This window comes from Sphingobium sufflavum, from assembly GCF_021403115.1.
Classification (GTDB): domain Bacteria; phylum Pseudomonadota; class Alphaproteobacteria; order Sphingomonadales; family Sphingomonadaceae; genus Sphingobium; species Sphingobium sufflavum.
Map to the genome: position 1 here is coordinate 258,118 of NZ_JAJSSH010000001.1, position 24,096 is coordinate 282,213.

Genomic DNA, 24,096 nt, shown 5'->3' on the forward strand with positions numbered 1-24,096 from the left:
CGGGGTCTTCCTTATGCCTGTAGGATCATGCCTGCGCCCGCCGCGTATAGGTCGGCTGGTCGGGGGCGGGGAAATTGGGGAAGGAGCCGAAATCGGGCGACTCCGCGACAAATTCGGCGGAAAGGTCGACCGGGCCGCTGTAGTGCAGGCTGAAATGCTTGACCTGGAACAGCCAGCGCCCGTCCTGTTCGACATAGCGGTCGTGATAGACGCCGATGTTCATACCCTGGCCGCCGGCGGCCAGCTTTGCCAGTTCGGTGCAGTTGACCCGCCCCGTCGCCGTGCCGTCGGGGGCGAGGTCGAGGAGGACCGGACCGGGCAGGAACTGCACCCGCTGGCATGCGCCCAGCAGGCGGGCGAAGGCCGAGCGGATTTCCTCACGCCCACGGAAATGCAGGGTGGCGATCTTCCATTCGGCATCCTCGGCCCACAGGGCGGCAAAGTCCGCGTCGTCCTTGCGCCAGACGGCGTCGACGAAGCGCGCGTAAAGCTGACGCACGCCGCATTCAGCGGTCACGAAATCGGTCATCCTCGTCCTCTTTATTTGCAGAAAATGAAGCGCCCCGTTCCGCCTGTCGAACGGGGCGCGGGAATGTCAGGTCAGGCGGGGAAGCCCATCATCGACTTGATTTCCAGATATTCGCGGAAGCCATAATCGCCCCACTCGCGGCCGTTGCCCGACCGCTTGTATCCGCCGAACGGCGCGTGGAAATCGAAGCCGCCGTTGATCCAGATCGCGCCGGTGCGCAGGCGGCGCGCGATGGACTGGATGAGGGCGGTGTCGGTGCCGGAGATATAGCCGCCGAGGCCGAACGGGCTGTCGTTGGCGATGGCGACCGCATCGTCGGCGTCGTCATAGGGAATGATGACCAGCACGGGGCCAAAGATTTCCTCGCGCGCGATCACCATGTCGTTGGTGCCGACGAAGACGGTCGGGCGGACATACCAGCCCGTGTCCAGCCCGTCGGGGCGGCCAAGGCCACCGGCGATGAGCTGCGCGCCCTCGTCCAGACCCTTCTGGATATACTCCTGGATGATGTTGTACTGGCTCTTGGACACGACCGGACCCATGGCGAAATTGCCCTTGGGATCGCCGACGGTGACGCCGTTCGCCGCCGCCGCAGCGACTTCGATCACCTCGTCCAGGCGGCGGCGCGGCACCACCAGACGCGACCCGGCGGAGCAGGTCTGCCCCGAATTGCCCATCATGCCCGCCGTCGCGCCGCTGACGCCCTCGGCCAGCTTCTCGTCGTCCAGCACGATCCACGCGCTCTTGCCGCCCAGTTCCAGCCCGACGCGCTTCACCGTGTCGGCGGCGTCCTTCTGGATCTGCACGCCGACCGGTTCGGAGCCGGTGAAGGAGATCATGTCGACATCCTCATGCTTCGACAGCGCCGAACCGATGACCGCGCCCGACCCCTGAATCAGGTTGAACACGCCCGCCGGCACGCCCGCCGCGTCGAGGATCTCGCCGAGGATATGGGCGGAGAGCGAGGCGAGCTGTGGCGGCTTCAGGATCATGGTGCAGCCAGTGGCCAGCGCCGGAAACACCTTCACGCAGGTCTGGTTCATCGGCCAGTTCCATGGCGTGATGAGGCCGCAGACGCCGATCGGCTCATGCCGGATCACGGTCGCGCCGCGCACTTCCTCGAACGCGAACTTTTCCAGCACCTCGATCGCGGTCTGGAGATGGCCCGCACCCAGACCGACATGGAACCCATGGGCGAGGGCGGAGGGCGCCCCCATCTCCTCCATGATCGCGTCGGCCAGGTCGGACTGGCGCTTGGCATATTCGACCTGGATCGCGCGCAGTACGTCGAGCCGCTCCTCGCGAGTCGTGGTGGACCATGCCGGGAACGCCTTGCGCGCGGCGGCCACCGCCTTGTCGACATCGGCCACGCTGCCCAGCGAGATGCGGCCGGCGGCCTGCTCCGTCGCGGGGTTGATGACGTCGGCGCTCTTCGCCTCGACCGGGTCGACCCACTGGCCGTCGATGTAGAATTTCAGATATTCGCGCATAACCTCTCCAGATTTCGTGAAGCCATTACCCCGGACGACGGGCGCTTGATGGAGGCGGGGATAACGCAACCCAACAGGGCTGTCTATCTCCCTGCCCTCCCAAAGGATGCGCGAAACGATGCCACTTCATTTTATAATCAACAACGTTGTTGATTATAAAATGAAGTGGGGTTATCTCCGCCTCACAGTCCCAAGCCGGAGAGCGAATCGCCATGAGCTGTCAGCCCACAAACCCGCCCGCCACCGTCGATATTGCCGCCCTGCGCGACCGCTATCGGCAGGAACGCAGCCGCCGCATCCGGCAGGAGGGGCAGGCGCAATATGTCCCCACCACCCATCATGGCGCACATGCGGAAGAGCGCGCCGGGGAGCATGGGGCTGAGCATGGGGCGGGGGCGGCGACGCAAATCTATGCGGGCGATCCGCACACGCCCGTCACGCCCCGCGATGCGGTGTCGGAGGACATCGACGTCGCCGTGCTGGGCGGCGGCTGGGCGGGCATCCTCGCCGGCTGGCACCTGCATGCGGCGGGGGTGACGGACTTTCGCGTCATCGACCATGCGGGTGATTTCGGCGGGGTCTGGTACTGGAACCGCTATCCCGGCCTGCAATGCGACAATGACGCCTATTGCTATCTCCCCCTGCTGGAGGAGATGGGCTTCATGCCGTCGAAGAAATTCGCCGACGGGCATGAGATCCGCGCCTATGCGCAGAGCATCGCCCGGCGTGCGGGCCTGTATGACAAGGCGCTGTTTCACACCATCGTCGATGCGCTGACATGGGACGAGGCGACTGGCCGCTGGCGTGTCACCACGGATCGCGGCGACACCATCCGCGCCCGTTTCGTCATCATGGCGAACGGCCTGCTCAACATCCCCAAGCTGCCCGGCATCCCCGGCATCCATGACTTCCGGGGCAAGATGTTCCACACCGCGCGCTGGGACTATGGCTATACCGGCGGCACGCAGGCGGCGCCGGTCCTCGACCGGCTGGCCGACAAGCGGGTCGCGATCATCGGCACGGGCGCGACGGCGGTGCAGGCCATCCCCTTCCTCGGCCGCCATGCCCGGCACCTGACCGTGCTCCAGCGGACCGCCTCGACCGTGGACGCGCGCAACAACACCGCCACCGATCCCGCATGGGCCGCCACGCTGGAGCCGGGCTGGCAGCGCGAGCGGCAGCAGAATTTCCACCATGCCGCGATGGAGACTCTCGCGCCGGGCGAGGGGGACAGCATCTGTGACATCTGGACGGAGATAAACCGCAACCTCGCCGCCCAGTTCGACGCGGAGGGCTGGCCGCAATCGCCACAGGAGTATGCGGCGAAGCGCGAGGTGATGGACTATCGCGTCATGGAGCGGCTGCGCGGCCGGGTGGACTCCATCGTGGAGGACCGGGCGACGGCGGAGATACTGAAGCCCTGGTATCGCTATCTGTGCAAGCGCCCCGCCTCCAACGACGATTATTACCCGACCTTCAACCGCCCCAATGTGACGGTGCTGGACGTGTCCGCGACGCGCGGCGTGGAGCGGATGACGGCCAGGGGCTTCATCGCGAACGGCGTGGAGCATGAGATCGACTGCATGATCTTCGCCAGCGGGTTCGAGGTGACGAGCGACCTCGACCGGCGCTGGGGCATCGACCGGATCGAGGGGCGCGGCGGCCTGTCCATCTACGATCATTGGGCGGCGGGCTATAAGACGTTCCACGGCATGATGACCCATGGCTTCCCCAACCAGTTCTTCACCGGCTTCATCCAGGGCGGGGTCAATGCGTCCACTACGGAGACGTTCAACCAGCAGGGCCGCCATATCGCCTATATCATCGGGCAGGCGCTGGCGCGCGGGGCGGCGACGGTGGAGCCGGATGCCGACGCGCAGGCCGCCTATGTCGCCCACATCCGCGCCACCGCCATCGACACCTCCGCCTTCGCGCGGGAGTGCACGCCCAGCTATTTCAACAATGAGGGCGCGGACGTGACCGACGAGCGGGGGGAGAAGCGGGTCCGCAGCTATCTGGGCGAGACCTATGGGCCGGGCTTCTACGCCTTTGAGGCGCTGCTGGCGGCGTGGCGCGCCACGGGGCGGCTGGACGGCCTGCGGCTGGCCATGCCCGCGGAAGCGGCGCCGGCGATCTGAGGCGACGTCCGGCGCGAAAACGGGGCCAGCCGGGGTGCGAGCGGGCTATAACCAACACCCCTGTTGATGTATCTGTTTGCAAACGAATCACGCATCACGATATGCGCACCTCGAGAGAGATGAGGCGAGGAGACGGTCATGAACAAGCACGGCAAGATAGGCTTCGACAATATCACGGAAGAGGAGGTCGGTGTGCCGCTGACCTATGGCACGGAAGCCTTTCTGTCGAAGGAATATGCCGAGGCGGAGAAGGAACTGCTGTGGCCCAAGGTGTGGCAGATGGCAGGCCGTGTCGAGGAATTGAAGAAGGTCGGCGACTATATCAGCTATGAGATCGCCGACGACAGCATCCTGATCTTCAAGACCGGTGAGGACGAATATAAGGCGTATCACAACGTCTGCCCGCATCGCGGCCGCCGTCTGGTCGACACGCCCTGCGACCAGAATCGCGCCTGCGGCAACAAGCGGCGCATCGTCTGCGGCTTCCACGGCTGGACCTTCGATCTGGAGGGCAAGAATGTCCATATCCTCGACCCGCAGGACTGGCAGGGATCGCTGACCGAGGAAAGCACCGCCCTGTCGCCGGTCAAGGTGGAGACATGGGGTGGCTGGCTGTTCATCAACATGGACCCGGAGAGCGAGCCGCTGCGCGACTTTCTGGAGCCTGCCGCCAGCATCCTGGACGCCTTCCAGTTCGAGAAGATGCGCTTCAAATGGCGTCAGTGGGTCATCTACCCGTCCAACTGGAAGACCGCGCTGGAAGCATTCATGGAACCCTATCATGTCGCGGGCACCCATACGCAGCTGCTGAAATATGGGCAGTTCTACGCCTACTCCAAATCCTATGGCCTGCATGGCGTCAGCGGCTTCGACGAGCGGGACAAGAGCATGAAGATGGCGCAGTCCAGCTCCGTCACCCGCGTCGGTGCGGGCGCGGACCCGCGCGTCTCCACCTATGAACTGGCGCGGGAGAATTATGAGACGGTGAACTTCGCCGCCTCGACCGACACGCTGGTCGCCGCGGCCAAGCGTCTGGTGGACGAACTGCCCGAAGGCACCGCGCCGCAGGACGTCATCAAGCACTGGCTGGCCTCCGCCCGCGCGGACGATGCAAAGCGCGGCGTCATCTGGCCGGACATCACGCCGGAGAATATGGCGGAGGCGGGTCTCGCCTGGCATTTCTTCCCCAATATGTCGGTGTTGCAGGGTGTCACCTTCGCCCTGTGCTATCGCGCGCGTCCCTATGGCGACGACCCGGACAAGTGCATCTTCGAATCCTATGCGATCGAACGCTTCCCCGAAGGCGAGGAGCCGGAGACGGAGTGGGTCTATGCCGAGCCGACCGCCGAGAAATGGGGTTCGGTGCTGGCGCAGGATTTCGCCAATATGGAGTGGGTGCAAAAGGGCATGAAGTCGCGCGGTTTCCGCGGCACCCTGCCCAACCCGCATCAGGAGCAGAAGATCACCAACTTCCACCGCAACCTCGCCACCTTCATGGAAGGCCGGGGCGCGCCGAAGGTGCTGAAGAAATAAGCGGCGTTTTTGCGCTGCCTGCAAAAGGGGCCGGAGGGGCGATCCTCCGGCCCCTTTTGTTGGGGCGTGCAAGTCTGAAGCGCCCGCCCCCACCCACCGATTCGCCCTGACCCGCACAGCCATGTTGAGCCGGGGGCCGAAGCATCCTACATTGGCCTTTCATGATCGCGACGAGCATCACCGACCTGAGCGACCGCGCCCGCGATGTCTTTCGCATGGTAGTCGAATCCTATCTGGACGCGGGCCAGCCCGTCGGCTCGCGCACGATCAGTCGGCTGACGGGCATCAACCTCTCGCCCGCCTCCATCCGCAACGTGATGCAGGATCTGGAGGAGGTCGGCCTGCTCGCCGCGCCGCACACCTCCGCCGGGCGCATCCCGACCGAAACGGGCCTGCGCCTGTTCGTGGACGGCATGTTGCAGGCCGCCGACCCGTCGGAGGAGGAGCAGCGCGCCATCGAACGGCAACTGACCGGCGAAGGCCCGATCGAGGAGGCGCTGGCGGGCGCCTCCGCCGTGCTGTCCGGCCTGTCCGCCTGCGCGGGGCTGGTCATGGTGCCCCGGCGGGAGACGATCATCCGCCAGTTCAGCTTCGCACCGCTCACCGACCGGCAGGCGCTGGCCGTGCTGGTGGGGGAGGATGGCTCGGTCGAGAACCGCATCGTTGACCTCGCCCCCGGCACCCGCGCCTCCATGCTGGCGGAGGCGGCGAATTTCCTGACCGCCCGGCTGGCGGGCCTGACGCTGAGCGAGGCGCAGGCGAACCTGACCCGCGAACTGGATTCCGCCCGCCACGCCATCGACGCCGCCGCGCGGACGCTGGTGGAAAGCGGCATCGCCGCCTGGACCACCGACCCGCTCGACCGCCCCGTGCTGATCGTGCGCGGACAGGCGAATCTGGTCGACGAACAGGCTACGGCGGATCTCGACCGGGTGCGCCAACTGCTCGACGAACTGGAGGAGAAGAGCGAGATCGCCCGCCTCCTCGACCGCGCCCGTGCGGGCACATCGACCCGGATTTTCATCGGATCGGAGAACAAGCTCTTTTCCCTGTCGGGTTCTTCGATCATAGCGGCGCCCTATCGCGGCCCTGGGGGGCGCGTGGTCGGCGTGGTGGGGGTTATCGGCCCCACCCGCTTGAACTATGCGCGGGTGGTTCCCATGGTTGACTTCACAGCACAGACCCTGACGAGATTGATGCAATGACAAATCCAGACAATAACATCGAAGCCGAAGACAGCCTGCCGGAGGATGTTGCGATCGCCGATACGGATGGGTCCGCGACCGATACCGCGGCAAAGCGCATCGCCGCGCTGGAGGAGGAGCTTGCCACCGCCAAGCAGGACATCCTCTATGCCGCTGCGGAGACGCAGAATGTCCGCCGCCGCCTCGAAAAGGAACTGACCGACGCGCGCGCCTATGCCGCGACCAGCTTCGCGCGCGAAATCCTGTCGGTGGCCGACAATGTGGAACGCGCCATCGGTTCCATCCCCGCAGACCTGCGCGCGGACGACAAGTTCAAGGGGCTGGTCGTCGGCCTCGACGCCACGGCCAAGGATATGGAAAGCGTGCTGCGCAAGAATGGCATCGAGCGCTTCGTGTCGCTGGGCGAGGCGCTCGACCCCAACAAGCATCAGGCGATGATCGAAATCCCCCATGCGGAGGCCGCGCCCGGCACCATCGTGCAGGAATTGCAGGCGGGTTACATGATCAAGGACCGGCTGCTGCGCCCCGCGCTGGTCGGCGTGGCCAAGGCGGCGGACTGACCGCCTTCCCGTCCCCCACACACAGGCGCCATCCATGAAAATCCTCGTCCCGGCGGCCCTGCGCGACGCCCTTGCGCCCGGCCTGCCGGACGATGTGACCGCCCTGTGGTGGCATGATCTGGAGGAGGCGAAGGCGCTGATCCCGGATGTGGACGCCGCATGGCTGGACCTGGGCGGGGTGCGGGCCATCCCCGCCATCGTCGCGCTGGGGGAACGGCTGCAATGGCTTTCCACCATGGCGGCGGGGATCGAGGCGCTGGACCATGGGCAACTGCGCGCGCGCGGCATCGTCCTGACCAACGGCAGCAGCCTCAATTCCGCGGCGGTGGCGGATTATGCGCTGCTCGGCCTGCTGGCGGCGGCGAAACGCTATGACGCGGTGGTGCGGCTGACCGACCGGCAGGTCTGGCCGCAAACCTCCCCCGGCACCGGCGAACTGGCGGGCAGCCGGGCGCTCATCATCGGCATGGGCCATATCGGGCGGGACATTGCAAAGCGGCTGGCGGCGTTCGACGTGGCGGTGACGGGCGTGACCCGCTCCGGCCGCGACGGCACGCTGGCGGCGGACCAGTGGCGCGCGACGCTGGGCGACCATGACTGGGTCATCCTGGCCGCCCCCGCGACGCACGAGACGCAGGCGCTGATCGGCGCGGCGGAACTGGCCGCGATGAAATCGACCGCATGGCTGGTGAACATCGCGCGCGGCGACCTGATCGACCAGCCGGCGCTGATCGCGGCGCTGGAGGCGGGGACCATCGGCGGGGCCTTCCTCGACACCGTCACGCCGGAACCCTTGCCGCCGGAGCATCCGCTCTGGCGCGCGCCCAACTGCCTGCTGTCCATGCACCTGTCGGGCCGCAGCCAGACCAGTATGCGCGGCGCGGCGGCGGCGCTGTTCCTCAAAAACCTCGCCGCGTGGCGCGCGGGCACGCCGATGACCAACCGGGTGGACCTCGACGCGGGCTATTGAGCCGAGGCTCGCCGTGTCCATCTGGTCCGGTCGGATCGCCCGTCAGGGCCGCCGCGCCGTCGGCTGCGCCCGGAGCGGCTCCGTCTCCAGCCACGCCCCCACCAGCCGGTTCCAGAGCGCATAGCCGCGATCGTTCATATGCAGCCCGTCGCTGCGGAACAGCGAGGCGTCGGGCAATCCGTCGCCCGCCAGCAAGACCGACCCCACGTCCAGATAGGCGAACCCCGCCGCCCGCGCCCGTCCGCTCACGATGCGGTTGATCGCGGTCATGCCGGGCCAGAGCGTCCAGCGGATCGGGCTGGGCTTGAGCGACAGCAGCGCGATCCGCGCGCGGGGATAGTCCGCGCGCAGCTTGCCGATCAGGGTCAGGATATTGCGGGCGATCGCGTCCGGCTTCGCCCCGGCGGCCAGATCATTCTCACCCGCATAGACCACCACGGCGTGGGGCGTGGCGCGCGGGCGCAGGCGGGGATAATAATGCAAGATGTCCGGCGTCGTCGCCCCGCCAAAGCCGCGGTTGACGGTGGGGCGGCCGGGAAAGCCGCTGCGGATGTTCCACAGCCGGATGCTGGAGCTGCCGAGGAACAGGACGGCGTCGCGCACCGCCGGTCCCGCCTCGTCCGCCCGCGCGAAATCCTCGATTTCCGTGGAGAAGGGGAAGCTGGGGTCCGGCTTGGGCGCGGGGGTCGGTTGTGCGGACAGCGCCGTCGCGCAGAGGATGGCTGCCCAGAGGATGCCCCCCCAGAGAATGATGGCCCGGAGGATCAAGGTCGGGAAGATCATGACCGGGTGGGCGCGCCGTGCCGATGCACTCCCGCACCGCCATTGGACCGGACCGGCCCGTTGCCCATGGGCGAGTTTGAGGGCGAGGCTATGGGCGATCCTCCGGGCAAGGTTGGAACCGGGCTTCTGGGCGAGGCCTGGGCCATGGGCGAGGCTGGGGCGGGGCCTTTGGGCAAGGCCGGGGTTATGGGCGGCGCTGGAGCCATGCCTCTGGACGAGCCTATCGACAAGGCCGTGGCCATGGACGACGCCGGAACCAAGGCCATGGACAGAGCCGGGATTCATCGCTGCCATCCCTGCCTCCCGCCGTGCATCCATCGCCTCTGCTCCCATGGTCCTGGCGCCGGACGGACGCCGGATCCGCGCCGACGGTTCCCCGACACCGCCCGTTTCCCAACGGTTTCCGTCAAACCTTCGACCCGTCCCGTCATCGCCCCGATACCATATGAACCGCGCCGATGGCCCGTCCATCCCGCACCCCCGCGCACAAAAAAGGCGCCCGTTGCCGGACGCCCTCCTGTGCGTGTCGCCATCGACCGTTTCGATCAGAACGGCACGTCGTCGTTCAGGTCGTCGTCGAAGGCCGGGGGCGGGCTGGACCGGCCAGCGCCCGACGAGCGGCTCCCGCCGCCGCTGCCGCCACCGCCAAAGCCGCCACCGCTGCTCCCGCCGCCATAGCCACCGCCGCTGCTGCCGCCAAAGTCATTGCCATAATCGCCGCCGCCCGACGCACCCCAGTCGCCGCCGCCGGAGGAGGAGCGACCGCCGCCCCCGCCGCCGCCCTGCGCGCCGCCCGGTCCGTCCAGCATCACCAGCTTGGCGTCGAATCCCTGCAACACGACCTCGGTCGAATAGCGGTCCTGCCCCTGCGCATCCTGCCATTTGCGGGTCTGGAGCTTGCCCTCGATATAGATTTTCGATCCCTTGCGCAGGAACCGCTCGACCACGCCGACCAGCCCTTCGGAAAAGACGGCGACGGTGTGCCACTCGGTCTTTTCCTTGCGGTCGCCGCTGTTGCGGTCCTTCCACTGCTCCGACGTGGCGATGCGCAGGTTCGCCACCTTGCCGCCATTCTGGAAGCTGCGCACTTCGGGGTCAGCGCCCAGATTGCCGACCAGAATGACCTTGTTGACGCTGCCTGACATGCTCTTCTCCGCGCGTGAATCCCGATGCCGTCACCGCCGCGGGTGACGAATATGTCCGTCGCTTACAGGGTCATCGGCCATGCCGTCTACGCCATAGGCGTAAAAAACTGGGGATGGATTCGCCCGCGACCGGCCTCGCTACAGGCCCAGAGCGGTCGCCGTCCAGAATGTCGCCCCCGCCGCGATATAGGCGGTGACGGTCAGGTAGACGATCATGAACGTCGGCCATTTCCACCCGTTCGTCTCCCGCCGGGTGACGGCGATGGTGGAGATGCACTGCGGCGCGAACACGAACCACGCCAGAAAGGCCAGCGCCGTCGGCAGCGACCAGCGCCCGGACAATCGGTCGCTCAGGCTCTGCTCCACCTTCGCCTCGTCCCCGCCCGCATCCTCGATGGAATAGGCGGTGGCCAGCGCCGCCACCGCCACCTCCCGCGCCGCGATGGCGGGGATCAGGGCGATCGCGATCTCGTCGTTGAAGCCGATGGGTTCCAGCACTGGCTCGATCAGGCCCGCAATGCGCCCGGCGGCGCTATATTTGATCGGGGAATAGCCGCTGCCTTCCGGCGGCTTGGGATAGCTCAGCAGCACCCACAGGATGACCGTGGTGACAAAGATGATCGAGCCGGCCCGCTTCAGGAAGATGACCGCGCGCTGCCACAGGCCCAGCGCGATGTCGCGCACGAAGGGCATCTGGTACTTGGGCAATTCCATCAGGAATCCGCCGCCGCCGCCCTTGGTCACGCTGCGCCGCAGGGCCAGCGCGGCGACGAACGCGCCGACGATGCCCGCGACATAGAGGAGGAACAGCACCAGCCCCTGCAACCCGATGCCCCATCCCACCGTGCGCGCCGGGATGAACGCCCCGATGATGAGCGTGTAGACGGGCAGGCGCGCCGAACAGGTCATCAGCGGCGCGATCAGGATGGTGGTCAGCCGGTCCTTGGGGTCCGCGATGGTCCGCGTCGCCATGATGCCGGGCACCGCGCAGGCAAAGCTGGACAGCAGGGGGATGAACGCCCGGCCCGACAGGCCGACGCGCGCCATGATGCCGTCCATCAGGAAGGCGGCGCGGGTCATGTACCCCGTGCCCTCCAGCATCAGGATGAAGAAGAACAGGATCAGGATCTGCGGCAGGAAGACGATCACCGCCCCCACGCCCGCGATGATGCCCTGCACCAGAAAGTCGCGCAGCACGCTGTCGGGCAGGGCGGCCGCCACGCCATCCTCCACCGCGGCCAGCGCGCCCTCGACCAGGGCCAGTGGCACCTCCGACCAGCTAAACACCGCCTGGAACATGACGAACAACAGGCCCAGCAGCAGGGCGAGGCCCAGCACGGGATGCAGCGCCACCTTGTCGATCGCGCCGGTCAGGCGGCGCGACGGGCTTTCGGAGACGATGGCGCGGCGCGCGATCCGCTGCGCCTCGCGCTGGAGCGCGGCGAAATCCTGCTCCTGTGGGCGGGCGCGGATCGGCACGGCGGCGCTGGGCAGCAACCGGGACACTTCGGCGCGCAGATGGTCGAGGCCGCGCTTGCGCACCGCCACGGTCGGGACCACCGGCACGCCCAGATCGGCGGCCAGCCGCACGGCGTCCAGTTCCAGCCCGTCGCGGGTGGCCAGGTCGACCATGTTGAGCGCGACCACCGTGGGCAGGCCCAGCGCGATCAGCTCCAGCGCGAACCGCAGGTGATTGTCGAGGTTGGCGGCATCCACCACGATGACCAGCGCATCGGGCAGGCGCTCGCCCGGCTGACGGCCGAGGATGACGTTGCGCGTCACCTCCTCGTCCGGGCTGTTGGGGGCGAGGCTGTAGGTACCGGGCAGGTCGACGATGTCGATGACCTGCCCGTCGTCCAGCGGCAGGCGACCCATCTTTCGCTCGACGGTGACGCCGGGATAATTGCCCAGTTTCTGGCGGGCGCCGGTCAGCGCGTTGAACAGCGCGCTCTTGCCGGCGTTGGGATTGCCGACGAGCGCGACCAAAGACGATATGCTCATGCGGTCAGCGCGCTGTCCGGGGAGGGAGCCTGAGAAGAGGCCTGAACGGAGGTTCCCCGCACGGCGGACGCGGCGGCTTCCGTCGACACTTCGATGGCGCTGGCGTGGCCCGCGCGCATGGCGATGGTCATGCGGCCCACGCGGGCCGCGACGGCCCCGCCGCCGAACAGGCCGCCCCGGTGCAGCAATTCGATGCTCGCCCCCTCGCAGACGCCGAATTCGCGAAGCCTCTGCCCTTCCGACGGCGACATGCGCGTCCAGTCGATCCGGTCGACATAGGCCGGACGCCCCTGGGGCAATTTATCCAGACGCAACGCGCACATCCTTCCACACAATGATTCTGCGATTGATTATCACTAGTGCAGAGAGGGGCGGGGTTCAAGCTGCGGCTTGCCCCGGTTTGGGGAGGGCATGGCAGCCTGCCGCCCGCCAGATGGTATCGACATGCGGACGATGCCGTGCCGAATATGCCCGTTTGCGGAGATCCCTGAAGCGAGGCAGGGGGCCGGTTCAACGAAGCGCGCTCAACCTATATGCCTATAGGCGCACCGAAAGCCCGGACAACCTCCATGGCAGGCCGTCAGGGCCGAATGTCGGGACCGCTACCCCGCAGGTTCAGGCGCGATAGCGCAGCCGTCCCAGAAACCGCGCCGGGCTGAAATGCATGTCGGTGTCGGGGCGTAGCCGCGCCTTGGCCTTCTCGAACCGGGCGATCCCCGCCAGCCGCCGGTCGAGGAAGGCCAGCGTGTCCACCCATTCCTCGCTCTCGTCATTGACGAAATGGATCAGCGTGGCGGCATAGATGGCGCCCAGCGTGGTGCGCTTGCTATAATGGTTGAGGTCGGTGGCGACATCGCCCGCCGCGCGCCACATGATGTCCGCCGCGCGCCAGCCCAGCCGGGCGGCATGGGGCAGGTTCTGCGGCATGGCCAGCACCGCCTGCGCCCGGCGCAACGCCTCGCGGTGGGGGGCGAGGATGGCCAGCCGCCCCGCCACCAGCGCCCGGATGCGCGCGCCGACGCGCAACGGCTCCAGCGTTTCGGGCGGCAGCGCGGCCAGCATCGCGGCGTCCACGCTGGCGAACCACAGGTCGATCATTGCCAGCGCCCCGCCGTCGAACGCCAGCGCGACCACATCCGCATCCGTGCCGGACTGGGCGGCGGTCGCGGCCAGCGCCTTGCCCGACCAGCCGTCAAAGGCCGCATTGTCCGCGACCATGGGGGCGAGGCGGAGGCGGAGGTCGTCGAGCGTTTCGTCTGCATGGGCCATGCCCCCATCTACGCCGCGCGGGCCGGGATGAAAAGCGCCCACGCATCCTCGGCGTGCCTTATGCCTCTGCGTGCGTGCCTCTCTGCGTGCCCGCCCCGTTCCGTGCGGCCCCACCCCTTGCGCGTCCCGCCACCGCGCCCGCCCCATGTCCCCTCTCCATGCGTCACCGGGCGGCGGGCCAGCCCTGCCGTCCCCCGCTTTACGCACCCGCGCCGCCGCTGTAGGTCGCACGCCATGGAGCGTATCGCCGCCATCCTGGTCATTTTCGTGCTCCTCATCAACGGGCGGCATGTGGACACGCGCCACCCCGCCATCGCCGTGCCGATCGTCATCACCGCACAGCCCGTGCCGCTCGACAGCCATGATCCCGCCCGGCGGACGGTGGGGGCGTTGCGCTATCTGGGGGGCTGGGTGCTGGGCAGCGACCATCCCGGCTTCGGCGGTTTCTCGTCGCTGTACAGGGCGCCGGACGGCCTGCTCACCCTGCTCAGCGACACGGGGGAGGCGGCGACCTTTCGTCCCGGCACCGGGCGGCGTCCGGGGATATTCCGCCCCCTGCCCATCTTTGCGGCGGAGGCGCGGGAGCCGAACTGGCGTTGGGACACGGAATCGCTGGCGGTGGACCCGGTGACGGGCCGGCGCTGGGTCGGGTTCGAACTGACCCGGCGCATCTGCCGCTATGCGCCGGATTTCACGCGGGTGGAACAATGCCGGCCCCATCCCGAGATCCAGTCCTGGCCGGAGACGACCGGCATGGAATCGCTGGTCCGGCTGCCCGATGGCCGTTTCCTGGCGCTGGCGGAGGATGCGCCGGGGCGAGGCGAGGCGCAGGAGGATGGCGCAAAGGACGTGCTGCTCTTTCCCGCCGACCCGGTGACGCCCGCGGGGCGCCGCGCCGTCCGCCTCTCCTACCGTCCGCCGCCCGGCTATCTGCCGACGGACGCCCTGTGGCTCGGCGGCGGGCGGATGCTGGTGATGAACCGCCGCGTCACGCCGTTCAGCCTGTTTACCGGCGTGCTGACGCTGGTCGATGTGGGGCGGCCCCATGCGGGGCAGCGGCTGGAGGGCCGGGTCGTCGCCCGGCTGGAATCGCCGCTGCTCCACGATAATTATGAGGCGATCACCCTGTCATGGGAGCGGGGTGAGCCGGTCCTGTGGGTCGCGTCGGACGACAATCATCTGCTGTTCCAGCGCACCCTGCTCCTGAAATTCGCCCTGCCGCGCGCATGGGTGGCGGGGGACGGGGAGGAAGCGTCCCGCCGCCCCGCCCGCCGTCCTGCCCATCCTTCCACAGCGCCTCACATCCCCGGCGAGTAATTGCCCCAGGTCGAATATTCCTGATAATTGGGCGCTTCCGTCGCGTTCGCATCCGGGTCCACCGGCACCTGGATCACCGCCGGGCGGCCGCTGGCGATGGCGCGCTGGATCGCTGGGCCGATCTCGTCATCCCGGTCGACATATTCGGCGTAGGCGCCAAAGCCCTCCGCAATCTTGTCGAAGCGCACGCCGGTCGACCAGTGCGCCTCCGTCTCCGGCGATCCCTCACCCAGCATCCGGCGATAGACGCCGACTTCCAGACCCCAGCTATAGTCGCAACTGACCACGCAGATCACCGGCAGCTTCTTGCGCACCGCCGTCTCCAGTTCGGAGATGTGGAACATAAAGCTGCTGTCGCCGGTCAGCAGGATCACCGGCCGCTGCCCGCCGCTCGCCAGCGCCGCGCCGATGGCATAGGGCAGGCCGGTGCCCAGATGGCCCAGATTCTGGTTCCACATCACGTCATGCGGGCGCGCCTGCGTATAGGTCCAGGTGAAGATGGTGATCGACCCGCCGTCGCGCACCATGATGGCATCCTGGGGAAAGACCTTGGTCGCCTCCACCACCAGCCGCGCGGTGTTGATGAGTTTCTGGCCCTTGGGCGCTTCCGCATCCTGCCGCGCCTTCAGGTCGATCTCCGCCTGTATCCAGCGGTCGAGGTCGGGGGAGGGCGCGCGCGGCCCCTCCTTCTGCGCCACCGCCGTCAGCGCCTCGATCAGTTGCGGCACCGCGTCGCGCAGGTCCGCGACCATCGGCACGTCGATCCGCCGGTTGACCCCGAACGCCAGCGGGTCGCGCTCGATATAGATCCATGTGCGGTCCGCATCGCCCTCCGCCCAATGATGGGTCAGGCCGAGGTGGATCGGCTCCCCCAGTTCCGTGCCGATGGCCAGCACCAGATCGGACTGTTTCACCGCCTCCACGGCGGAGGGGGAGAAGCCATAGGAGAAGGTACGATCCTCGACACCGGGGATGAAGCTGGTGCCGCCGCTGGTCTGCACGATGGGGCAGCCGATCAGCGTCGCCAGCTCACCCACCGGGCCTTGCGCCCGCGCGGTGTGGACGCCCTGCCCGGCCAGCAGGATGGGGTTTTTCGCCGCGCGGATCAGCGTCACGGCCTTCTCGATATGGGTTGCGGCGGCCGGGATATGGACCAGCCGATACGCGTCCGGGGGCAGCAGCGGACCCCATTCGGGCGTCTGGTGCAGGACATGGCTGGGAATCTCGACATAGACCGGCCCCGGCGTGCCGGATTGCGCGACGCGCAGCGCCTCGCGGATGATGTCGTCGGTCCGCTCCGCATATTCGATCACGCCGACATATTTCATCGCCGGTTCGAAATATTTGGTCTGGCTGATATATTGGATGCGCCCGCGCTTGACCCGATATTCCTCCGACCGGGCGCGGTTGCCGCCCAGGAAGATGGTGGGGCTGTTCTCCTTCGCCGCGACGATGGCGGCGGCGGCCAGATTGGCGACGCCCGGACCCATGGTGCCGAAACAGACGCCCGGCTTGCCGGTCATGCGGCCCCAGGCGTCGGCCATGAAGCAGCCCGATTGTTCATGATGCGGGGCGACGACCTCCCACCCGCGCCCTTCCGCGGTCACGGCCATATGGACGAAACCCGGATCGGGGATGCCGAACAGGGTCTTGATCCCCTCTGCCTCCAGCAGGTGCAGGATGCGCTCGTAAACGGGTACGGCGTAAACGGGTACGGCCATGATGTCCTCTCTGGTCTGTCTTTCGGTGGCGTCCCGCTGCTCACGGGCGACCGTGCCGATTTCGGTCCGTTGTACAGGATTATTGCAAACGATTGCAATATGCCCGCCCACCTGTTGCGCCGCCCCCGATTTCAGGCTTAGGGAGGGGCAAGTCCAGAGGAGCCAGAGAGGATCTATGCCCCACATCGACGCGCACAATGCCGTATCCGTCCTGCAAATCCATCAGCTCGTGGCGGACTGGTGCGAGGATCTCGACCGCAACAATTGCTCCGGCATCCAGAATTTCTGTACGGAGGATGTGGAATATCTGGTGGGCGGCGTCGCCCATCGCGGGCGGGATGCGGTCGCCGCTTTCTATGCCGCGCGTAACGAGCGGGTGGCGAAGCACCAGCGCGACGGCGTCCGCACGCAGCGGCACAGCGTCTCCAACTTCCGCGTCGCCTTCCGCGATGCGGACAACGCCAGCATCACCTTCCTGCTGGTCAATTATTCGGCGGAGGGGCCTGCGCCCGCGCTCAACCTCGTCGGTCCCACGATCATCGCGGACAGCCGCTTCGACGTGCGCCGCACCGCCGACGGGGAATGGCGGATCGCGCTGTTCGACAGCAAGCCGACCTTCATCGGCAACGATCCGTTCCTGAACGCGGCGGTGGTGCCGAAATAAGGCGACAGACGGGGGCGGCGGGGGAGGGATGCACGGGCGGCTCCCGTCCCCGCGTCCTTGTGAGGGCAGCGCGGCAATCCAGATGTCCCGCCACAGCCAAGGTTCCGCCCATGGCGAGTGTCGCGCCCATGGTGCGTGCCCCGCCCATGGATTGCCGCGCTGCGCTGGCAAGGGCGCCTCGGTACCCTGTCCCCCTCGCCGCCCGACCGCCTAGCCCAGCCGCGTCTCGATCCCGATCCCGCCCTTCAGCGTCAGCGTCACCGGCGTCCGTTCCGCAATCTCGGCCAGCCGCGCCTGTTGCTCCGCGTCGAGGCCGACGATGCTCAGCACCCGCTCGATCCTCTTCTCCTCCTTGCCGGACAGGCGCAGCGCGACCTCCACCGACTCCAGCGGCCATTGCTTGCGGTCGGCGTACAGGCGCAGCGTGATCGCGGTGCAGGCGCCCAGGCTGGCGAGCAGCAGGTCATAGGGCGCCGGTCCCGCCGCGCCGCCACCCAGCGTCTCCGGCTCGTCCGCGATCAGGGCATGGCCGCCCACGTCAATGTCCGTGCGATACCGGTCGCGGCCGATCCGCGCTGTGCCATGGGCCATGGGTCGTCTCCTTGAGAATAAGGGTTTTTCACGTCGCCAGCCCGGATCAAGCCCGGAGTGACGCATCAGGGATCACACCGCCCCCTCACTCCGGCAGCGGGATGAACTCCTGCTCGTCCGGCACCCGCGCGAACCGCTGCGCCTTCCAGTCCGCCTTGGCCTGCTCCAGCCGCTCCTGCGACGAGGAGACGAAGTTCCAGAAGATATGGCGCTGCTCCGGCAGAGGCTCCCCGCCCAGCAGCATCAGCCGCGCACCGCCGCGGGCCTTCAGGACGATCTCCGCGTCCGGCTTGAACACCACCAGCTCGCCCGCCGCAAAGCCGCCGGTCTGGCCGATCACCTCCACCGCGCCCGACACCACATAGATGGCGCGCTCCACATGCTCCGCCTTCACTTGGTATCGCGCGCCGTCCGCCAGCACGATGTCGGCATAGACCATGTCGGAGAAGGTCTTGACCGGTGAGAGGAGGCCGTCGCTCGACCCCGCGATCACCGTGATTTTCGCGCCAGCATCCTCCGTAAAGGGAATCGCCCCCGCCTTGTGATGGACGAAGCCGGGGTCGACCTCCTCCGCCGCCTTGGGCAGGGCGATCCAAGTCTGGAGGCCGAACAGCCCGCCGCCCGACGCCCGCACCTCCGGGCTGGTGCGTTCGGAATGGACGATGCCGCTGCCTGCGGTCATCCAGTTCACCTCGCCCGGCCGGATCGCCTGCACGGACCCCAGCGAATCGCGGTGCAATATCTCTCCTTCCAACAGGTAGGTGACGGTGGCGAGGCCGATATGGGGATGGGGCCGCACGTCCAGCCCCTCGCCCGCGTCCAGCACCGCCGGACCCATCTGGTCGAAGAAGATGAACGGGCCGACCATCCGCCGATGCTGCGACGGCAGGGCGCGGCGCACGGTGAACCCGTCGCCCAGATCGCGCACGGGGGGCAGGATGACGGCGTCCACGCCGTCGATGTCGCTGGACCGGATGCTCATGGGGAAACTCCTCTTGTCGTGTCAGGCGCCGACGAGCGCCAGTGCCTCTATCTGGGCACGGTTGAAACCATGGGTGTGCAAGGTGGGAACATGCGCCTCCGCCACGCCGCGAACACGGGCACTGTCGCACAGAAAATCGCGGATGGCGCGCTGATAGGGGGACAGGTCCGGCTGGCGATGGTCGCGCCCCGCGACCGCATCCACCGCCCGGCCGATCCGGTCGCGCAGCGACCCCGGTGCGGGCGGATCGCCACAGCCGCAATCCGCGACCGTATCCAGCGCGCGGCGCACATGCGTCCATTCCTGCGGGCTGAGGTCGGGCGTGGCGATGGTCAGCATGGCATGGTCCCCCTTCGATAATCGGGATGGCCATGCCGGGTGTTTCCACCCGGCATGGTCCCTGTTGTGTCAGGCCGCGTCGACCATCACGATCTCGCTATCCTCGATCGCCGTGACGGTCAGCACCTCGACATCGCTGATGGCCAGCCCGTCGCGGGCCTCCGCCCGGACATCCTCCACCTGGATCGCGCCGGTGGCGGGCACCAGATAGGCCTTGCGGTCCTTGCCCAGCGGATAGGTCGCCGTCTCGCCCGCCTTCAACGTGGCGGCCACGACCCGCGCATCGGTGCGGATGGTCAGCGCGTCGCCGTCGTCCGCATAGCCCGACGCCAGGGTGACGAACTGTCCGGCCCGCTCGCCCTTGGGAAAGGGACGGGTGCCCCAGCTCGGCTGTTCGCCGGTCCGGGTCGGCAGGATCCAGATCTGGAAGAGGCGGGTGGTCACATCCTCCTCATTATATTCCGCGTGGCGGATGCCGGTGCCCGCCGACATCACCTGCACGTCGCCCGCTTCGGTGCGGCCTTCGTTGCCCAGGCTGTCCTTGTGGGTGATCGCGCCCTCGCGGATATAGGTGATGATCTCCATGTCGCGGTGCGGGTGCGGTGGAAAGCCGCTGTGCGGGGCGATGGCGTCGTCGTTCCAGACGCGCAGATTGCCCCAGTGCATCCGGGCCGGGTCATGATAACCGGCGAAGGAGAAATGATGCTTGGCGTCCAGCCAGCCATGATTCTCGCCGCCGAGGCTGGCAAAGGGTCTGCGTTCGATCATGGGTCGTCTCCGTAAGGGGCAGGGGCCGAGTGGGTGGCCCGCCCTGTTGGGACTCGGTTTAGGGGTTGCGGACTTTCCTGTTCAGAGGGATAAATTCGTCCGAACTATTCGGAAAAGTTGAAAAGTGAAGGTGGCACCATGAATCGCGTCGGCACCCCGACCCTCGACCAGCTCCGCCTCTTCCTCGCGGTGGTCAGGACCGGCAGCTTTGCGGGCGCGGCGCGGGAGATGAACCGGGCGGTGTCGGTCATCAGCTATGGCATCGCCAATCTGGAGGCGCAGCTGGGCCTGACCCTGTTCGACCGGGAGGGGACGCGCAAACCCGTGCTGACCGATGCGGGTCGCGCCGTGCTGAGCGAGGCGCGGGCCGTGGCGCAGGGGATCGACGGCCTGCGCGCCAAGGTGAAGGGGCTGCTGGACGGGCTGGAGGCGGAGGTCGATCTGGCCGTGGACGTGATGCTGCCCGCCGAATGGCTGGGCCGTATCCTGCGCGCCTTTGCGACGGAGTTCCCCACCGTGGCGCTGCGGTTGCATGTGGAGGCGCTGGGCGCGGTCACGGCGATGGTGCTGGATGGCAAGGCGGCGCTGGGCCTGTCCGGTCCGCTGGCCATCGGGGCGGAGGGGATCGACTGGCGCGACGCCGGGTCGGTGGCCATGGTGCCGGTCGCCGCGCCCGACCATCCGCTGGGCCGTATGGCGACCATTCCGTCGGGCGCGGGGCGGGAGCATATCCAGCTTGTCCTGACCGATCGCTCCCGTTTTACGGAGGGGCGCGACTATGCGGTGATGAGTGCGCGGACGTGGCGGCTGGCCGATCTGGGCGCGAAACATGCTCTGCTGCGCGAAGGGATCGGCTGGGGCAACATGCCGCTGCCGCTGATCGAGGGCGACCTGATGGCGGGGACGCTGGTGCGGCTGGCCATGCCGGACAATCCGGGCGGCCTGTATCGGTTCGCGGGGATATGGCGCCGCGACCGCCCGCCGGGGCCTGCCGCCTCTTGGCTGTTGGACCAGTTCGCCGCGCTCCAGCAACGGGCTGTTGGAAACAGCGGCCTGGCGGACCTCTGAAGCGCCTGAACCCTTGGACCCGTCCGCCCCTTGGGACGTCATGACGTCAGATTGACCCACCTTGCCATGGCGACCGCAGCGCCCCAAAGGCAGGCAACGCCCAACCACTCCACGCGGCACGACGCCCTCTGGACGGGCTGGGCGTCGCCCACTTGCGGCTCGCTGCCCTCACAAGGACGATTCAGGGAAAAGCCACCCCCCTCTAACTCGCCAACCCCCGAACCCGCCAGCGCCCGAACCCGCCGCCCCCGAACCGGTGGTCTTGAACCGGTGGTCTTGAACCGGGTGCCCCTGAACCCGGTGCCTGAACCGGGCGGCTTTTCAAAACACCCTTTTGGTTGGTCATGTTGAAACGACGACGGCCCCGGAAGCATATCCGGGGCCGTCCATTCCTGCACTTTTCAGACTATCAGCTGCCCAGCCGATATTTCAGCCGCGCCCCGATCATCCGCGGTTCGCCCACCGACCCGCCTTCGAGGCCGAAGCTGGTGTAGCCGCCGAAAGTCGCGGTGTAATAGCGCTGCTTCGTCAGGTTGGTGACGAAGACGGCGAGGTCCACCGGGCTGCCCGCCACCGACGTCCAGTTGATGTTCAGGTTGACGAGGTTGAGCGCGGGAAGGCGGCCGATGTCATAGCCCAGCACGCCGCGACGGTTGCACCCGCCTGTGCCCAGATTGCCCACTGTCCCGAACTGGCAGTCATAGGCCTGATAGCTGGCCTGCTGCGCATCGACATGGGTGAAGGTGCCACCGATCGAAATCTTGCCGACGCTCTCGTCCAGCGGCAGCGTATAGGTTCCGGTGATCGTGACCTTGTTCTTGGGCACGAAGGTCAGCGGCATGTCGACCCTCGCTCCACCCGGTATGAAGGAGGTGAATGGCCCCTGCGCCGCCAGCGTGGCGATCTCCCGCACCTTGGTGTCCAGATAAGCATAGCCCATGTCGATCTGGAGGCCCTGGAACGGGCTGAGCGAGGCATCGACCTCGACACCGGCGATTCGCGACTTGCCGATGTTGGTGATGAGCTGCGCCGGGGTCAGGGTGATGCCCGCGGGCAGTCCGGCGGTGCTGAACACGCCGGAGGTCGAGATCTGCTGGTTGGAGAAATCATTGTAGAAGGCGGAGACGTTGAACGTGCCGCGGATCGCGCCACGCCATGTTGTCTTGAACCCGACTTCATAGGAATCGATCTTCTCCGGCGCGAAGGCGGCGAGCGAATAGCCTTCCGGCTTCAACCCGCCCTGGCGATAGCCGCGCGCATATTTGGCATAGAGCAATATGTCCTCCGTCGGCTTGTAGTCGATGTCGGCCAGCCAGGTGACCGCGCTGCTGTGGGCGCGGGCATAGGTTTCGCACTGGTCCTCGGAGCGGGCGCCATTGTTGCCCGCGGTCCCCGGATTGCCGAAGCTGACATAGTCGAGGCAGGTGCCGACCGGCCGGAAACCGCTGACGAAGGTCGAGGGCGGCGTGGTGATGGTGGAGAAGGTCAGCTGGCGCGACGTGACCTGATAATTGTCACGGGTATAGCGCAGGCCACCGGTCAGGCTGAGCTTGTCGGTCAGCTTGTAGGTGCCCTGTGCGTAGATGCCATAATCCTGGAACGCATATTTGTTGCTGCGCGCGGTCGTCGAGGGCGTGGCGAACGTACCCGCAGGCGTGGCAGCCGATGGCGTGAAGGATGTGCACTCGAACGAACTGGCCGTCTGGCACAATGCAGTATTGGCGGACACCGTTCCCGCAAAGCCGAGCGGGCTGGCGACTTCTAGATAAAGGCCGCCCTGCCAGTTCAGCCGTTCGCCCAGCAAAGACCCCTGGAACTGAAGTTCCTCGGTAAAGGTGGAGAGCGACGCCGTGTTGCGACCGGCATAGGGATTGGAGAAGACCTGAATCGCCGTCTTGCCAGCGTCGGGACCGGACGTGATCGCAAAGCTGTCGCCATAGACGGTCGCGCGAAGGGCCTCGCGGAATTCGCCATAGCTGACGACATTCTTGATCGTCAGATTGTCCGTGGCTTTCCAGGTGGTGGTGTTGATGACCTGCCACTGCTGGATATTCTGGTACGGATTGGAAAGTCCGGCCTCGCCGGTGTAGAAATCCCGGCCCGCCGTGCGGTCGGCCTGTGCGCAGGCCAGTTTCACGACCTCGTTGGCCGCGCTGGTTGGCGAGACGGTGGCGCTGCGCCGATCGCAGGCGAACAGACTGGGCAGGGCGCCCTGCGTGCTCGACTTGCTGTAGGTGGCGATGAAGTAGTTTTCGAGATTGGGGGTCAGGTCCGCGACGGCGCTGAAGCGGACGGCCCAATAGTCGATGTCGTTGAAGTCGCGCGGGCCGTTGGTCAGGGCGTTCTTCACATAGCCGTCGCGTGTCTGGCGATCCACGCCGACACGGATACGCAGGCTGTCGAGCACCGGCACGTTCACAACCGCCTGCACGCGGCGCAGGTCATAATTGCCGACCGATCCCTCGACATAACCGCCGAACTGGCCGGTCGGCTTTTGGGGAACCAGCAGGACCGCGCCGCCACTTGTGTTGCGACCGAATAATGTGCCTTGCGGTCCCTTCAGCACCTGCACATTGGCGAGGTCGAAGAAGGCGCCCGGACCCGCGCCATTGCCGGTTGTCGTGCCGCCGATGGAACGCAGAGCGGGCACGTCCGCGAAATAGACGCCGACAGAAGGCGATGTGCCATTGTCCTGGTTGAAGCCACGGATCGAGAAGCTCGTCTTCTCCGGCCCGAAACGGCTGTTGGCGGACAGGGATGGCGTATAGGTCGCGATGTCGCCCGCCGATACGATGTTGCGGTTGGACAATTGCTGTTGTGAGAAGGCCGTGATGGAAATCGGTACATCCTGAAGCCGTTCCTCGACACGACGAGCGGTCACGATGATGTCGCTGCTGTCTTCCTGCGCGAAAGCGGGCTGCCACGCACCGGCCAGCGCCAGTGCCGCACTGCCCCAAATCAAATTCTTACGGTTCATTCTATCCTCCCCAGTATCGGCCCGGCCTGCGGCGGACGGCTCCGAT

21 protein-coding genes are annotated in these 24,096 nt (G+C 67.1%); 8 read left to right on the forward strand and 13 right to left on the reverse strand.

From position 1 onward, the window contains the following. Positions 1-25 precede the first annotated feature (25 nt). On the reverse strand, positions 26-529 hold the full coding sequence (locus LWE61_RS01370) for a nuclear transport factor 2 family protein (RefSeq protein WP_234148085.1): 504 nt from the start codon (positions 527-529) through the stop codon (positions 26-28). Between the two features lie 71 nt (positions 530-600). Continuing rightward, positions 601-2,019: an aldehyde dehydrogenase family protein gene (locus tag LWE61_RS01375; protein WP_234148086.1), complete on the reverse strand. Its 1,419-nt coding sequence runs from the start codon at positions 2,017-2,019 to the stop codon at positions 601-603. A 212-nt stretch (positions 2,020-2,231) separates the two neighbouring features. Here LWE61_RS01375 and LWE61_RS01380 point away from each other — a divergent pair, with 212 nt between their 5' ends. The 5 genes from LWE61_RS01380 (at position 2,232) to LWE61_RS01400 (ending at position 8,425) form a co-directional block, all read left to right on the forward strand. Then, positions 2,232-4,157, forward strand: a complete 1,926-nt coding sequence (locus LWE61_RS01380) for a flavin-containing monooxygenase (protein WP_234148088.1) — start codon at positions 2,232-2,234, stop codon at positions 4,155-4,157. A gap of 138 nt (positions 4,158-4,295) precedes the next feature. Then, positions 4,296-5,690: an aromatic ring-hydroxylating oxygenase subunit alpha gene (locus tag LWE61_RS01385; RefSeq protein ID WP_234148090.1), complete on the forward strand. Its 1,395-nt coding sequence runs from the start codon at positions 4,296-4,298 to the stop codon at positions 5,688-5,690. Between the two features lie 161 nt (positions 5,691-5,851). Continuing rightward, positions 5,852-6,895 (forward strand): heat-inducible transcriptional repressor HrcA, encoded by a 1,044-nt coding sequence (gene hrcA / locus LWE61_RS01390; protein WP_234148091.1) that lies wholly within the window; start codon positions 5,852-5,854, stop codon positions 6,893-6,895. Beyond that, positions 6,892-7,455 (forward strand): nucleotide exchange factor GrpE, encoded by a 564-nt coding sequence (locus LWE61_RS01395; RefSeq protein WP_234148092.1) that lies wholly within the window; start codon positions 6,892-6,894, stop codon positions 7,453-7,455. Before hrcA ends, LWE61_RS01395 begins: the two co-directional genes overlap by 4 nt. A 34-nt stretch (positions 7,456-7,489) precedes the next feature. Further along, positions 7,490-8,425 (forward strand): NAD(P)-dependent oxidoreductase, encoded by a 936-nt coding sequence (locus LWE61_RS01400; RefSeq protein WP_234148093.1) that lies wholly within the window; start codon positions 7,490-7,492, stop codon positions 8,423-8,425. A gap of 42 nt (positions 8,426-8,467) precedes the next feature. Here the strand turns inward: LWE61_RS01400 and LWE61_RS01405 are convergent, their stop codons facing one another. The 5 genes from LWE61_RS01405 to LWE61_RS01425 form a co-directional block, all read right to left on the reverse strand. Next, complete coding sequence (locus LWE61_RS01405) at positions 8,468-9,502, reverse strand: GDSL-type esterase/lipase family protein (RefSeq protein WP_326490592.1); 1,035 nt, start codon at positions 9,500-9,502, stop codon at positions 8,468-8,470. Positions 9,503-9,753: 251 nt separating this feature from the next. Continuing rightward, entirely contained in the window at positions 9,754-10,353 is a 600-nt protein-coding gene (gene ssb, locus LWE61_RS01410) for a single-stranded DNA-binding protein (protein ID WP_234148094.1), read from the reverse strand. 138 nt (positions 10,354-10,491) lie between these two features. Next, the gene (feoB, locus tag LWE61_RS01415; protein WP_234148096.1) at positions 10,492-12,354 is read right to left on the reverse strand and encodes a ferrous iron transporter B; all 1,863 of its coding nucleotides are present in this window, start codon (positions 12,352-12,354) and stop codon (positions 10,492-10,494) included. Next, complete coding sequence (locus LWE61_RS01420) at positions 12,351-12,668, reverse strand: FeoA family protein (protein ID WP_234148098.1); 318 nt, start codon at positions 12,666-12,668, stop codon at positions 12,351-12,353. The genes feoB and LWE61_RS01420 overlap by 4 nt, the downstream gene beginning before the upstream one ends. 301 nt (positions 12,669-12,969) lie before the next feature. Further along, positions 12,970-13,623, reverse strand: coding sequence for a COQ9 family protein (locus LWE61_RS01425; RefSeq protein ID WP_234148101.1), 654 nt, complete (start codon positions 13,621-13,623; stop codon positions 12,970-12,972). Between the two features lie 234 nt (positions 13,624-13,857). Between LWE61_RS01425 and LWE61_RS01430 the strand changes: the two genes are divergently transcribed. Then, positions 13,858-14,940: an esterase-like activity of phytase family protein gene (locus LWE61_RS01430; protein ID WP_234148102.1), complete on the forward strand. Its 1,083-nt coding sequence runs from the start codon at positions 13,858-13,860 to the stop codon at positions 14,938-14,940. On the opposite strand, the gene LWE61_RS01435 is transcribed toward LWE61_RS01430, so the two are convergent. Next, positions 14,922-16,661 carry a thiamine pyrophosphate-binding protein gene (locus tag LWE61_RS01435; protein ID WP_234148106.1) on the reverse strand — a complete coding sequence of 580 codons (1,740 nt, stop codon included), beginning with the start codon at positions 16,659-16,661 and terminating at the stop codon, positions 14,922-14,924. The two genes, LWE61_RS01430 and LWE61_RS01435, sit on opposite strands and share 19 nt — an antisense overlap. A gap of 175 nt (positions 16,662-16,836) precedes the next feature. Between LWE61_RS01435 and LWE61_RS01440 the strand changes: the two genes are divergently transcribed. Next, positions 16,837-17,325: a nuclear transport factor 2 family protein gene (locus LWE61_RS01440; protein WP_234148108.1), complete on the forward strand. Its 489-nt coding sequence runs from the start codon at positions 16,837-16,839 to the stop codon at positions 17,323-17,325. Between the two features lie 210 nt (positions 17,326-17,535). Here the strand turns inward: LWE61_RS01440 and LWE61_RS01445 are convergent, their stop codons facing one another. From LWE61_RS01445 to LWE61_RS01460, 4 genes are all read right to left on the reverse strand, one after another. Then, the gene (locus LWE61_RS01445) at positions 17,536-17,916 is read right to left on the reverse strand and encodes an OsmC family protein (protein WP_234148110.1); all 381 of its coding nucleotides are present in this window, start codon (positions 17,914-17,916) and stop codon (positions 17,536-17,538) included. An 85-nt stretch (positions 17,917-18,001) separates the two neighbouring features. After that, positions 18,002-18,898 (reverse strand): pirin family protein, encoded by an 897-nt coding sequence (locus tag LWE61_RS01450; protein WP_234148113.1) that lies wholly within the window; start codon positions 18,896-18,898, stop codon positions 18,002-18,004. Between the two features lie 21 nt (positions 18,899-18,919). After that, the gene (locus LWE61_RS01455) at positions 18,920-19,237 is read right to left on the reverse strand and encodes a carboxymuconolactone decarboxylase family protein (RefSeq protein WP_234148115.1); all 318 of its coding nucleotides are present in this window, start codon (positions 19,235-19,237) and stop codon (positions 18,920-18,922) included. 69 nt (positions 19,238-19,306) lie between these two features. Next, positions 19,307-20,005 (reverse strand): pirin family protein, encoded by a 699-nt coding sequence (locus LWE61_RS01460; protein WP_234148118.1) that lies wholly within the window; start codon positions 20,003-20,005, stop codon positions 19,307-19,309. Between the two features lie 138 nt (positions 20,006-20,143). On the opposite strand from LWE61_RS01460, the gene LWE61_RS01465 reads away from it, so the two are divergent. Beyond that, the gene (locus tag LWE61_RS01465) at positions 20,144-21,073 is read left to right on the forward strand and encodes a LysR family transcriptional regulator (RefSeq protein ID WP_234148121.1); all 930 of its coding nucleotides are present in this window, start codon (positions 20,144-20,146) and stop codon (positions 21,071-21,073) included. Between the two features lie 409 nt (positions 21,074-21,482). Here LWE61_RS01465 and LWE61_RS01470 read toward each other — a convergent pair whose 3' ends face one another. After that, positions 21,483-24,050 (reverse strand): TonB-dependent receptor, encoded by a 2,568-nt coding sequence (locus tag LWE61_RS01470; RefSeq protein WP_234148123.1) that lies wholly within the window; start codon positions 24,048-24,050, stop codon positions 21,483-21,485. Positions 24,051-24,096: the final 46 nt, after the last annotated feature.